This window comes from Mycobacterium sp. DBP42 (assembly GCF_005924235.1).
In the GTDB taxonomy this organism is placed as follows: domain Bacteria; phylum Actinomycetota; class Actinomycetes; order Mycobacteriales; family Mycobacteriaceae; genus Mycobacterium; species Mycobacterium syngnathidarum.
Window position 1 is genome coordinate 485,900 of record NZ_VCMY01000001.1, and the last position, 13,066, is coordinate 498,965.

General features: G+C 64.9%; 11 protein-coding genes. 6 read left to right on the forward strand and 5 right to left on the reverse strand.

Going from position 1 to position 13,066, the window contains the following annotated elements; translation table 11 throughout:
• Positions 1 to 35: 35 nt before the first annotated feature.
• From E0T84_RS02440 to kstD, 3 genes are all read right to left on the reverse strand, one after another.
• Entirely contained in the window at positions 36 to 881 is an 846-nt protein-coding gene (locus E0T84_RS02440) for a hypothetical protein (protein WP_070187843.1), read from the reverse strand.
• Between the two features lie 328 nt (positions 882 to 1,209).
• Positions 1,210 to 2,070, reverse strand: coding sequence for a MaoC family dehydratase (locus E0T84_RS02445; protein WP_138743660.1), 861 nt, complete (start codon positions 2,068 to 2,070; stop codon positions 1,210 to 1,212).
• Positions 2,071 to 3,753: a 3-oxosteroid 1-dehydrogenase gene (kstD, locus tag E0T84_RS02450; RefSeq protein ID WP_138743661.1), complete on the reverse strand. Its 1,683-nt coding sequence runs from the start codon at positions 3,751 to 3,753 to the stop codon at positions 2,071 to 2,073. It lies immediately after the preceding gene.
• 73 nt (positions 3,754 to 3,826) lie between these two features.
• Between kstD and E0T84_RS02455 the strand changes: the two genes are divergently transcribed.
• From E0T84_RS02455 to dmpG, 3 genes are read left to right on the forward strand one after another with little or no spacing between them, the layout of a single operon-like run.
• Complete coding sequence (locus tag E0T84_RS02455; RefSeq protein WP_070187845.1) at positions 3,827 to 4,612, forward strand: 2-keto-4-pentenoate hydratase; 786 nt, start codon at positions 3,827 to 3,829, stop codon at positions 4,610 to 4,612.
• A gap of 10 nt (positions 4,613 to 4,622) precedes the next feature.
• The gene (locus E0T84_RS02460) at positions 4,623 to 5,543 is read left to right on the forward strand and encodes an acetaldehyde dehydrogenase (acetylating) (protein ID WP_070187846.1); all 921 of its coding nucleotides are present in this window, start codon (positions 4,623 to 4,625) and stop codon (positions 5,541 to 5,543) included.
• Positions 5,540 to 6,592 carry a 4-hydroxy-2-oxovalerate aldolase gene (dmpG, locus tag E0T84_RS02465; RefSeq protein WP_036442281.1) on the forward strand — a complete coding sequence of 351 codons (1,053 nt, stop codon included), beginning with the start codon at positions 5,540 to 5,542 and terminating at the stop codon, positions 6,590 to 6,592. The genes E0T84_RS02460 and dmpG overlap by 4 nt, the downstream gene beginning before the upstream one ends.
• Here dmpG and E0T84_RS02470 read toward each other — a convergent pair.
• The gene (locus tag E0T84_RS02470) at positions 6,520 to 6,816 is read right to left on the reverse strand and encodes a hypothetical protein (protein ID WP_131823153.1); all 297 of its coding nucleotides are present in this window, start codon (positions 6,814 to 6,816) and stop codon (positions 6,520 to 6,522) included. The genes dmpG and E0T84_RS02470 overlap by 73 nt on opposite strands.
• Complete coding sequence (locus tag E0T84_RS02475; protein ID WP_070187847.1) at positions 6,726 to 7,829, reverse strand: alpha/beta hydrolase; 1,104 nt, start codon at positions 7,827 to 7,829, stop codon at positions 6,726 to 6,728. The genes E0T84_RS02470 and E0T84_RS02475 overlap by 91 nt, the downstream gene beginning before the upstream one ends.
• Before the next feature lie 294 nt (positions 7,830 to 8,123).
• Between E0T84_RS02475 and E0T84_RS02480 the strand changes: the two genes are divergently transcribed.
• The 3 genes from E0T84_RS02480 to E0T84_RS02490 all read left to right on the forward strand — a co-directional run.
• A complete protein-coding gene (locus E0T84_RS02480; protein ID WP_138743662.1) occupies positions 8,124 to 10,226 on the forward strand; it encodes an ATP-dependent DNA helicase RecQ in 2,103 nt (700 codons plus the stop codon).
• A 1,177-nt stretch (positions 10,227 to 11,403) separates the two neighbouring features.
• Positions 11,404 to 11,619: an MbtH family protein gene (locus E0T84_RS02485; protein WP_004571464.1), complete on the forward strand. Its 216-nt coding sequence runs from the start codon at positions 11,404 to 11,406 to the stop codon at positions 11,617 to 11,619.
• A gap of 50 nt (positions 11,620 to 11,669) precedes the next feature.
• Positions 11,670 to 13,066, forward strand: a 1,397-nt coding sequence (locus tag E0T84_RS02490; protein WP_249383547.1) for a condensation domain-containing protein, incomplete at its 3' end; no start/stop codon positions are given.

Sequence of the window (13,066 nt, forward strand, 5' to 3'; positions counted from 1 at the left end):
TCACACCAGAGTGGCAGTCGAGTTCGACAGTCGCGCTAGCGTGACAGTCGTTGTGCCCGTGCCGCGACGACGCGACGTAGAACATTGTCCGCACGTTCGCCCGCCGAGACTCGGACGTTGATCCAGCCTTGCCGCTGTATTCGCTCAGCTCGCCGTAGGTCCCAGCCATATCGCCAACTGCTGGCCCGGTGTTCCTCACCGTCATACTCGGCCGCGACTTTGATGTCCTCCCAACCCATGTCGAGATACGCAAATGGGTCGCCCGGGCCGTCGAATACCGGTATCTGAGTCTGGGGTCGAGGTAGGCCGCCGTCGATGAGGATCAGCCGTAGCCAGGTTTCCTTGGGGGACTGGGCGCCACCATCCATCAAATCCAGGGCATTGCGGGCGTCTTGAATACCCCGCCGCCCGGCGTATCGCTGTACCAACCGGTCGACGTCGGCGGGTTTGAGGTCGGTGGCATGGGCGAGCGCGTCGAGTGCTGCCACCGCGTCGTCCCGCAGATACCAGCAGCCGATGTCGAGTGCGGTGCGTGCCAATGACGTTACCCGGACACCCTCGAACTCGACTATCTCGTCCTCCTCGATCGCTTCGGTTCGAACTCGAAGTCCTGCAAGGGGATTGCGGTTGGAATGGATCATCTCGAACGGAGCGTCCAGGTCGACCCATTTCGCGCCGTGGACTGCGGCTGCCGAGTTCCCGGCGACGATTCCGCGTCGACGAGACCACAACCAGCCGGCCCGTGCCCGTACCAACGGCGTCAGCTCTGTGCCCGGGCTGACGTAGACGTCGCGGAATACCCTGGTGTAGCGCGTGCGTAGTGCGCTCTTGCGTAGCTCTCCTTTGGCGACGGCCTCACTGCCGACGAATGGTTCCCCCATGACGAAAAAGTTTGCAGCGCAACGCTGTTTTCGTCACATCGGTTATCCACAGGTGCTGGAGTGACACTCGTTGTCCACAGCCACGCTGCTGTGACAGGTGACGGCGCGGCGGATCTGTGCTAGCGCGCACTTGCGCTACGTCGGGCAATCGCTTTGTCACACCAGAGTGGCGGCCGGGGCCCACCGCCACTCCAGCGTGACAAAAGGCCCGGCCGCCAACGGCATTAGCCCCCCAATGCAACGCTGGAGTGGCGGTCGGGTTCGACAGCCACTCCAGCGTGACAAAGCGGAAAAGGGCCGGGTGTAGACCGGCGAAACGTGACGACAGTCAGGCCGGGACGAGCTCCACACCGGACAGCACCACGGCGTTGTCCCGCGACGGTGCGGTCAGCACGCCGATGAACTTGCCATCTTGCTTCCAGATGTTGGCCTGCAGGGTCTCGCCGGGGATCACGACGCCGGCGAACCGGGCACCGTAGGACGCCACCTGGGAGACGTCGCCGTCGAGGAGGTTGTCGACGATGGCCTTGCAGCCGATGCCGTACGTGCACAAGCCGTGCAGGATCGGCCGCTCGAAGCCCGCCGCCGCGGCGAAGGCCGGGTCGGAGTGCAGGGGGTTGCGGTCACCGCACAGGCGGTACAGCAACGCCTGCTGCGGCAGCGTCGGCAACGAGATCTCGATGTCCGGTGCCCGGTCGGGCAATTCGGCCGAGGTCGCCGGGCCACGCTCGCCGCCGAAGCCACCCTCACCGCGGGCGAAGATCGACCGCTTGGTGGTCCACAGCACCTTGCCGGACTCGTCGGTCACCGTGGATTCACTGACGATGACAGCGGCCTTGCCCTTGTCCCAGATCTCGGTGAAGCGCTGTACCGACTTGGCGGTGCCGCTGGTCGGGATCGGGCCGGGCACGCTGACGGCCTCGCTGGCGTGCAGCACCTTGGACAGCTCGATGTCGATTCCGGGGAACTGCACCTTGGGTGCCTCGGTCATGTGGAAGCTGGCCGCGACATTGCCAAACGTCGGCAGCACCTGCGGGGTGTCGTCGACCAGGTAGCGCAGCTCACGCTGATCCATCGGATCGGAGCCCGCGCCGAGGCCCAGGTGGTACAGCTGGATGTCGCTGCTGGTCCAGGAGAACTCGATGGGTTCCAGCTCGGCGCCCAGCGCTTTGTCGAGATCGATTGGCATCTACTTCTTCCCTGCAATGTCGAGTGCTGCGAGGTATCCAAACGTCATGGCGGGACCGATGGTGCCGCCCGGGCCGGGATAGGTGTGACCCATCACCGGTGAGCTGACGTTACCTGCGGCGTAGAGGCCGTCGATCACGGAGTCGTCGTCCCGCAGGACCCGGCCGTTCACGTCGGTGCGGACACCGCCCTTGGTGCCCAGGTCGCCCGGCACCATCTTGGCCGCGTAGTACGGGCCGTGCTTGATCTCGCCGAGGTTCGGGTTGGGCTTGTTGGTGGGATCGCCGTAGTAGCGGTCGTAAGCGCTCTCGCCGCGGTGGAAGTCCTCGTCCACCCCGGAGCGGGCAAAGCCGTTGAACCGGTCGATGGTCGCGGCGAAGGCGTCGGCGGGCAGACCGGTCTTGGTGGCCAGCTCCTCGAGGGTGTCGGCTTTGACGATGACGCCCGATTCCAGCCACTTCTTCGGAATGCGCTGGCCCGGCTGCAGACCGGCGAAGATGAAGCGGTCGCGGTACTGCTGGTCGAAGATCAGCCAGGCCGGGATGTTCTCGCCGGGACCGGCGCCCTGGCCGTACTCGCCGCCGTACATATGGTGGCACGCCTCGACATAGGGCATCGATTCGTTCATGAACCGCTTGCCTGCCATGTTGACGATGATCGAGCCGGGGGAGTTGCGCTCGGACAGGGCGAACCACGGCGAGTCGACCAGCGGGACCGTCGGGCCCCACCAGGAGTCCTCCATGAATTCGAGTGCGGCGCCCTGCTTTTCGGCGGCGAGAATGCCGTCGCCGGTGTTGGCCACCGCGCCCACGGTCCATTCGGTGGTGATGGGTGCGCGCTGGTACTTCACCCGCATCTGCTCGTTGTGTTCGAAGCCGCCCGAGCCGAGGATCACGCCCCGGCGGGCCCGAATCAGTTGTGGCTCGGCGTTTTCGGAGTCACGGGCATCAACCACGTAGATGCCGCGGACGACGCCGTCCTCGACGTAGAGATCGGTGAGCGCGGTGTTCAGCAGGACCGGAACGCCGGCTTTTTGCAGGCCGATGCGCAGCGGGGCGATGAGTGCGCGGCCCATGCCGACCAGGTTCTTGCCGGTGGCGTTGGCCCAGACGGAGCGGACGCCGACCTTGATGCTGCGCAGCACGCCGCGGGGGTGACGCTTGAGCTGGTTGAGCCGGACGTAGTCCTGCTGCATCACCACCATGTTCATCGGCACCTTGCCGTACGGCGGTTCCAGGCCCTTCTCGTCAACCCCGAGCTTCTTGGCGTTGAACGGCTTGGGTTCCACCGAGCGGCCGGTGGGCTTGCCGCCGGGCGTCTCGGGGTAGTAGTCGGAGTACCCCGGCACCCAGCACAGCTTCAGCGGTGAGTTCTTCAGGACGAACGACAACATCTCGGGTGAGCGGTCGAGGTAGGTGTCGATCTTCTCCGCGGGCACCACGTCGCCGATGATCTTGTGCAGGTAGGTGCGGGCGGCCTCGGGGGTGTCTTTCACCCCGTCACGCTTGAGAATCTCGTTGTTCGGGATCCACACCCCACCACCTGACCGCGCAGTGGAACCTCCATAGTGCGGCGCCTTCTCTACGACTACTGTCGAGAGGCCCTGGTGGGCGGCGGTGAGGGCGGCGACCATGCCGGCAGCGCCGCTGCCGACCACGACAACGTCGTACTCCTGTCCAGTCATGTAGAACACGTTATAGAATTGCCGGGCCTGTGGACAACTGCGCCGGTCAAAGAAGCGAGGGGAATTCACCAAAATGCTTAGTGTCGAGGTTCGCGACGAGCTCGCGGCCGATCTCGCTCAGGCCGAGCGGAGCCGGGTTCCGATGACGCCGCTGACGGATCGGTACAGCGATATCGACGTGGTGGATGCCTACGAGATCCAGCTGATCAACATCCGGCAGCGGGTCGCCGAGGGCGCCCGCGTCATCGGCCACAAGGTCGGGCTGTCCAGCAAGGCCATGCAGGACATGATGGGTGTCGACGAGCCGGACTACGGTCATCTCCTCGACGAGATGGAGGTGTTCGAGAACGTCCCGGTGCCCTCGTCGAAGTTCCTGTACCCGCGCGTCGAGGTCGAGGTCGGGTTCATCCTGGCCGACGATCTGCCCGGGGCCGGGTGCACCGAGGAGGACGTGCTCGCCGCGACGGCTGCGTTCGCCCCGGCGATCGAGTTGATCGACACTCGCATCACCAACTGGCAGATCAAGTTGTGCGACACCATCGCGGACAACGCCAGCAGCGCCGGATGGGTGCTCGGACAGGCGCGGGTATCGCCCAAGGACATCGATATCTGCAACATCGATGCAGTCCTGACCAATCACGGCGAGGTCGTGGCCGAGGGACGCAGCGATGCGGTGCTGGGAAATCCGGTCACCGCGGTGGCCTGGTTGGCCCGCAAGGTGGAGAGCTTCGGGGTGCGTTTGAAGGCCGGCGACATCGTGTTGCCGGGTTCGTGCACACGTGCGATAGATGCACCTCCGGGCAGCGATTTCGTCGCTGACTTCGCCGGGTTAGGTTCAGTAAGACTGAGTTTCGAATAAGGGAGCCGATATGGCTGAGAAGGCGTCTGTCGCCATCGTCGGGTCGGGCAACATCAGCACCGACCTGCTGTACAAGTTGTTGCGGTCGGAGTGGCTCGAACCGCGTTGGATGATCGGCATCGATCCGGAATCCGAAGGTCTGGCACGGGCTCGCAAACTGGGCCTGGAAACCTCCCACGAGGGCGTGGACTGGCTGCTGGCCCAGGACGAGAAGCCCGATCTGGTGTTCGAGGCCACCAGTGCCTATGTGCACCGCGATGCCGCCCCGCGCTATGCCGAGGCGGGCATCCGCGCGATCGATCTGACCCCGGCCGCGGTCGGCCCCGGCGTCATCCCGCCGGCCAACCTGCGCGCGCACCTCGATGCGCCGAACGTCAACATGGTCACCTGCGGTGGCCAGGCCACCATCCCGATGGTGTACGCCGTGAGCCGTGTGGTGGACGTGCCCTACGCAGAGATCGTGGCGTCGGTGTCGTCGGCCTCGGCCGGCCCGGGTACCCGCGCCAACATCGATGAGTTCACCAAGACCACCAGCGCCGGTGTGCAGAACATCGGTGGGGCCCGCAACGGCAAGGCGATCATCATCCTGAACCCGGCCGAGCCGCCGATGATCATGCGCGACACCATCTTCTGCGCGATCCCTGAGGACGCCGATCACGCCGCGATCACGCAGTCGATCAAGGACGTGGTGGCCGAGGTGCAGACCTATGTGCCCGGCTACCGGCTGCTCAACGAGCCGCAGTTCGACGAGCCGTCGGTGGTCAACGGTGGTCAGCACCTGGTCACCGTGTTCGTGGAAGTGGAGGGTGCGGGTGACTACCTGCCGCCCTACGCTGGAAACCTGGACATCATGACCGCCGCGGCGACCAAGGTCGGCGAAGAAATTGCCAAGGATCGCGTCGTCACGGTCTCGGGAGGTGCGCAAGCATGAGTGACATTTTCTTCAACCCGGTGTGGGACGTCCGGATGACCGACACCTCGCTGCGCGACGGGTCCCATCACAAGCGCCACCAGTTCACCAAGGATGAGGTCGGCGCGATCGTCGCCGCCCTGGACACCGCCGGTGTCCCGGTCATCGAGGTGACCCACGGTGACGGCCTGGGCGGGTCGAGCTTCAACTACGGGTTCTCCAAGACCCCGGAGCAGGAGCTGATCAAGCTGGCCGCCGAGACGGCCAAGGAAGCCAAGATCGCCTTCCTCATGCTGCCCGGCGTGGGCACCAAGGAAGACATCAAGGAAGCCCAGAACAACGGCGGCTCGATCTGCCGCATCGCCACGCACTGCACCGAGGCCGACGTCTCGATCCAGCACTTCGGGCTCGCCCGCGAGTTGGGCCTGGAGACCGTCGGGTTCCTGATGATGAGCCACACCATCAGCCCGGAGAAGTTGGCCAAGCAGGCCCGCATCATGGCCGACGCCGGTTGCCAGTGTGTGTACGTGGTGGATTCCGCGGGTGCGTTGGTGCTCGACGGCGTCGCCGACCGGGTTTCGGCGCTGGTCGCCGAACTGGGTGACGACGCGCAGGTTGGTTTCCACGGGCACGAGAACCTCGGCCTGGGCGTGGCCAACAGCATCGAGGCCGTGCGCGCCGGTGCCAAGCAGATCGACGGGTCCTGCCGCCGGTTCGGGGCGGGTGCCGGCAACGCTCCCGTCGAGGCGCTGATCGGGGTGTTCGACAAGATCGGCGTCAAGACCGGTATCGACTTCTTCGACATCGCCGATGCCGCTGAAGAGGTGGTTGCGCCGGCCATGCCGGCCGAGTGCCTGCTCGACCGCAACGCGCTGATCATGGGCTACTCGGGCGTGTACTCCAGCTTCCTCAAGCACGCCATCCGTCAGTCCGAGCGGTATGGGGTGCCCGCACACCAGCTGCTGCACCGCGCCGGGCAGCGCAAGCTGATCGGTGGTCAGGAAGACCAGCTGATCGATATCGCGCTGGAGATCAAGCGTGAGCAGGAAGCCGAGAAGGCGAAGGCCTGAACGCTGACTGCCGCGCCGTCGTCCTCAGCGACGATGCCGAGTTGTCGATAGACGTCGTCGCGGTAGTTGGCCGATTGTGAGTTGATCGGGATCGGGCCGCCTTGTGCCCAGTCGTGGATCTGGCCCATCCCGATCACCACGGTGATGTCGGCATCTGGATCGGCGTCGACCAGTCTTTCGGCGTAGAGCAACGCGCCTGGCGCGGCTTGCTCTCGTGAACCCACGTAGATCGTGGTCGGGGCATTCCCTCGGTCGGTCCGATCATCGGGTTCCACAACTCCTCGGGTCCGGCGGCCCAGGAGCCGAAGTACTCCTTGTCCTCTTCGGTGAGCCAGACGACCGGGTCGTTCACCAAAGTCACGTTCGGGTCGGTGTAGGCGGCTTCGCCTTGAAGGCCCGGGGAGAGCAGCACCATGCGCGACGGGACCCTGGTTGCCAGGCACGCCGAATCACCATTGCAATCGCGGACGATCTTCTGCACGGCAAGCATCGACAGCGTGCCGCCGGCCGAATCTGCGTAGACGCTGACGTTCTCGGCTCCATATTCGTCGACCTGTGCGGCGATGAAGTCGGCCATCGCCGGGACCGAGTTCTCTGCGGTGCCGCCGGCGGGGATCAGTGGGTACCGGGGGACGACGATCGTCGCACCGGTCTGACGCGCCATCTGGGCGTAGTCCATCCAGTGAATGATGTTGGGGTCGTAGACGAATCCGCTGCCGTGCACCGCGACGACCCGCTCGCCGGTCGGGTTGGGTGGGGTGATCACCCAGACGTCGCCACCCTCGTAGGTCTCTTTGGTGACGTCGAGTCCGATGGTGGTGAACCAGGGCGGCTCGGGGGTGGTGATCAGCTCGCCCAGCTTCATCGTGATGTTGACACCGACGATCTGGGAGACCTGCTTGAGCGCCTCCATCCCGAACAGGGTGACCTGGTCGATGATCGACGGGGCCGGGGTGGCGACGACATGGTCGGCGAGTTCCGGTGGGACGACGATGCCGGGTGCGAGCGCCACCGGCCCTTCCGCGGTGATGGTGTTGGTAAGGGTGCTCGCCTGTGTCAGGAGGCCCTGCGGCTGCCGGAGGGCGTGCTCGAATTCGCGGCGTGCGAATGCCAGCATGGCCCACGCCGCTGGGGGCTCGGCCGGTGCCTCAGGGACCGAGTCGACCGAAAACGGACTCAGCACGGTGCTGATGACCGTGGCGACCGCCCCGGTGACCGTCGATTCGACCCTTTCCACCTTCGGCGGCGCGGGAGTTTCCGGCCGCGGGTCACGTACGAGAACAGACGTCGGGATCGCGGCGATCGATTCGACATCAGCCGTCGTTGGCGCTTCGGGTTCGGATCTCTCGGGCGCGACCTGGACGCCTCGCGGTTCGGGGTCTGGATCAACGGCGATGGCCGGGCTGGGCGGCCGGCGCTCGACAGTTTTGGCCCCGCGCTTCGTCGGTGTCTTGGCGGTGGCGTCGCGGCTTTGGTCGTGGGCCTGTTGGCGTGGTGAGTGGTGTCAGCCCTGCCCGGCATGATTAGGGCCATGGCAACCCGCGAGCAGGCCCAGTCGATCCTCGAACAACTCGCCGGCCCCGCCGCCGTACTGCGCGATGACCAGTGGGCTGCCATTGAGGCCCTCGTGGTCCAGCGTCGCCGGGCGCTGGTGGTGCAACGCACCGGCTGGGGCAAGTCCGCGGTGTACTTCATCGCGGCCAAGCTGTTGCGTGCGTCCGGTCGCGGACCGACGGTCATCGTCTCGCCGCTGCTGGCGCTGATGCGCAACCAGGTGGCAGCGGCCGAGCGGGCCGGCGTGCGGGCCGCCACGATCAACTCCGGCAACGTCACCGAATGGGATGCCATTCACCAGCAGGTCGCGGACGGACAGCTCGACGTGCTGCTCGTCAGCCCTGAGCGGCTCAACAATCCCGACTTCCGCGACAACGTCCTGCCGGCGCTGGCCGCCGATGCGGGTCTGGTGGTGGTCGACGAGGCGCACTGTGTTTCGGACTGGGGCCATGACTTCCGGCCGGACTACCGTCGTATTCGCACTCTGGTTGCCGAATTGGGTTCGGATATACCGGTTCTCGCCACCACCGCGACGGCCAATGACCGGGTGGTGGGTGACGTGGCGGCCCAACTGGGGGTCGGCGGCTCGGACACCCTGGTGCTGCGCGGTGGCCTGGACCGCGAGTCGCTGCGACTGTCGGTCGTGCAGGTGGGCACCCCCGCGCAACGCGCTGCCTGGATCGCGGCGCACCTGGATTCCCTGCCCGGCTCCGGAATCATCTACACGCTGACGGTGGCCCAGGCGCACGACGTGGCGGCGCTCTTGGCTGAGCGGGGTCACAAGGTGGCGGCCTACACCGGGTCCACCGACACCAGCGAGCGGGAGCAATTGGAGGCCGATCTGCTCGACAACCAGGTCAAGGCCCTGGTGGCGACGTCCGCACTCGGCATGGGCTTCGACAAACCCGATCTCGGGTTCGTCGTGCATCTCGGGGCGCCGTCGTCCCCGATCGCCTACTACCAGCAGGTCGGGCGTGCCGGCCGCGCGACCGACAGCGCCGAGGTGATCCTGCTGCCCGGCACCGAGGATCAGGACGTCTGGCGGTACTTCGCCTCGGTGGCATTCCCGTCGGAATCCATGGTGCGCAACGTCATCGGGGCACTGGAGACGGGCCGGGCGCAGTCCACGCAGGCACTGGAACCGCTGGTGGACCTCAACCGGTCCCGCCTGGAGATGGTCTTGAAGGTGCTCGACGTGGACGGTGCGGTCCGCCGGGTAAAAGGCGGCTGGATCGGCACCGGTGTGCCCTGGAGCTACGACGAGGCCCGTTACCGAGCATTGGACGAGGCCCGGCGCCGGGAGCAGCAGGCAATGCTGGACTACCAGGCCACCGAGGGCTGCCGCATGGTGTTCCTGCGGGGGCAACTCGATGACCCGGACCTGCTACCGGGGGCCCAGTGCGGGCGGTGCGACAACTGCGCCGGTCGGCGTTACGAGGGCGCGGTGGCGCAGGAGATCGTGACCGACACGGCGCAGCGCTTGTCCAGGCCCGGCATCCTTGTCGCCCCGCGCAAGCAGTGGCCGTCCGGGCTCGCTGCACTGGGCGTGCCGCTGTCAGGTCGGATCACCGAAGGTGCGGCGCCGGGGCGAGCGATCGGCAGACTCACCGATCTGGGCTGGGGGGCACGGCTCCGGCGGCTGCTGGCCGAACCCGACGGCGACGTGCCCGACGACATGGTGGCCGCGGCTGTCGAGGTGCTCAAGGCGTGGGATTGGGATCAGAGGCCCGGCGCGGTGATCGGGTTGGACTCCCAGACGCACCCGATGTTGATCTCCTCGACCGTGCAGCGGCTGGCGCAGATCGGACGACTGACGAATCTGGGCACCCTGCAATATGCCGCGACGCACCGGCCTGTCACCGCAGCGAATTCGGCGTATCGGGTGGCGGCGTTGGACGGTGCCTGGGAGCCGCCGCAATGGGGGGTTGCCGACGGGGAAAGAGGCGGAGACTGGGATGGTCCGGTGCTTCTGATCGACGATATGACCGACACCGGCTGGACGCTGACCATGGCCGCACGACTCTTGCGCGACGCCGGAGCGCCCGGGGTCTTGCCGTTCGTTTTGGCAACTGTCAGCTGAGGTGTTTCCGGCGTTCGTCGGAGAGTTCATAGGAACGTCTGATCAATTGCCAACATATATTCGCCGTCTGTTGTTTGCCAAACTCGCCAACAATGGGCGTATTAAGAGCTTCACCACACCCGAGCCAAGCGGTCGAATGTTTGCGATCGCAAATTTAATGCAAACGATCTTGATTTTGCGAATTCAAGATCATTTGAGGTCGCCCTGGCTAACTCAATCTGTTTCGCCGCCGATTGCTATTAGTCGGCGGCGAATGGCCCTTACGCCACCGACAGAATTTGCTGTCTGGCGGGGGCGCCGCGGTGGCGGCGCCCTCTACCGTGCTGCGACGTGTCTGCGGGGTCGCGCGCCCTGATCGTTCGCTTCGCTGAATTGAACTACAGGGGTGTCGTAGCCGTATCCACAGGGGAGAACTCCGGGCGAGTCTGCGTCGCCGGGCGTGTCGTGGTGCCCGCCCGATGACGCGCGAGAGTTAGCCATGTAAGCCTCGCCTGCCCGCTTGTCAAGCACCGTGGGAAGAGTGTGTCGTCCCTGTATGGAAGCTGTGTGGCCGGCCTCGAACCCGGCTGTGGTCGGGCACCGTTTGAAGCTGTGTAATCGCTGGGCACTCAACCGCAGCGGTGACCGCGAGAGCATCCAGGGTCGGCATGTTCACGCCCGCGTGCAGGTGTCGCGTCACCTGCACGCCCGGCCTTCTCCCGGGCGGCCGGCGGGAGGGTGGAGTTTCCGATCGACGTTTGCGCGCTCCGGTAAGCGCGGCGGAACGGCCGTCGCACGGAGTTCGTGGACCGTTGAGCGTCGATTTTTCGCCGTAATCCCGGTTCCTGGGTAGCTGAATGCGGCGGCTTCTGGGGTGGGGGCGCTCAAACCGCAGGCCACCGCGCATCGGGCCAGCTGGCGGCGAGTCTGGGCAGAGCCTGGGAATTATTTGCCGAATCTTGGAACCTGTAACAGGTTTGTAGTTGAATTCAAGAGGCACAGCAACGGGAAATTCTTTGATTCCTAATTTCTGCACCCTCGTCAAGATAAGTGGATATGCTGGCGCCCTGCAACGAGAACGTCATAGCTGGAGTGGGCCACAGGAAACAGGCATCGTGAAACAACCGGCGGGGGCTAGGCGCCTGCGCCGGGTTGTCGATCGATTTTCACTGGTCTGCTCGACGATGGGGAGGACCAAGTGAGCATCAATCCGTTCGATGACGACAATGGCAGCTTTCGCGTCTTGGTCAACGACGAGGAGCAACACAGTCTATGGCCAACATTCGCTGACGTCCCTGCCGGCTGGAAGGTCGTTTACGGCGAGGCGGATCGAGCTTCTTGTTTGGACTACATCGAACAGCACTGGCCCGACATACGCCCCAAGAGTCTGCGCGACAGGTTGGCGGGACTCTGACAGATCGCAGGCGGCGCGGGGGCCCCGAAAACTTGCAGTGGGAGAGTCCGATGCAGCTTGATGAACAGTCGCTGCCGGTAACACGTGCACAGCTCGATATTTGGCTTGCGCACGACGTGGCGGAATCCGGCACGGAATGGTTACTCGGTCTATTCGTAAAAATCGCGGGCCCGCTCGATCGCGATGCTCTTGAGTGGGCGATCCGCCGGGTAGTGCGAGAGGCCGAGCCGCTCAGGGCCACATTCTTCGAGGTGGACGGGCAGGTCTACCAAAAGGCGGTCGACTACCCAGATGTGGAGCTGGCGTTCCACGACCTGCGTGGTGCGTGTGACCCGGTGGCAGAAGCCCGTGACAAGGCAGCCGCGATCCAGCGCACGCCAATGTCTTTCACCGAGCCACTGTTCAGATTTGCGCTGTTCCAGACACAGGACGATGAGCACTTCCTGATCGCGTGCTGTCACCACATCGTGCTCGACGGGACCGGGATTGCGCTCGTCGGATCTCGGCTTGCATCGGTGTACTCGGCAGTTTTCTCCGGCGCTCCCATACCTCCGCCGATCTTCGGATCGCTCGCGGATCTGATCGAGAACGAATCGAAGTACGAAGCCTCCGGCGACTATCTCGAAGACCAGGCTTTTTGGACGAGGCACCTGCCGCCGGAAGCCGGGCCGAGCTCCTGGCACGCCGACGAACTCAATAGCGGCGAGGCCCATCGGCATTCTGCCCCAGTGCAATTCGACTCGACGCTGCTGCATCAAGTCGACATGCTGGCCCGGTCAAAGGATGTCGCTCGGTCCTCGGTCATCACCGCGGCATGCGCGTTGCTCGTGCACGGGTGGAGTGCCGAGGGCTCTGATGTGGTGCTCGACTTTCCGGTCAGCCGACGTGTGACCCCAGAATCGCGGACGGTGCCCGGAATGGTGGCCGGCGTCGTCCCGCTCGTAGTCAAGGCTTTACCTTCAACTTCGATCTCCCAATTCATCGACGATGTCGAGGGTCACATACAGGAAGCCCTGCAACATCAGCGTTTTCCGGTGCACGCCCTCGAGCGCAAGGTCAACCCGCGTGCTGCGGGCCAGATGGCGAATCGGGTGAGTGTCAACTTTCTTCCTTCTACGTTCACGTTGGACTTCGGCGGTGCCGAGGCGTCGGCGTCGTTGACCAATGCCGGCGTTGTGGGTGGCTTCGGTCTCGTCTTCTTCAGCGCCGGAGACGAATTGGTCTTGAGCACGATGGGCGCCGGCCAACCATTCTCCAGTTTCGACGTCACGGATCTGGCAGACCGTTTGCGGCGGATTCTGGCGGTGTTTGTCTCGGATCCTGCTCAGCGGTTGTCGGCTGTAGATGTGTTGGATGCGGCTGATTGTGCTCGGTTGGATGAGGTTGGTCATCGGGCGGTGTTGATGCGGCCGGTGGTGGAGTCTTCGATTCCGGTGTTGTTCGGGGC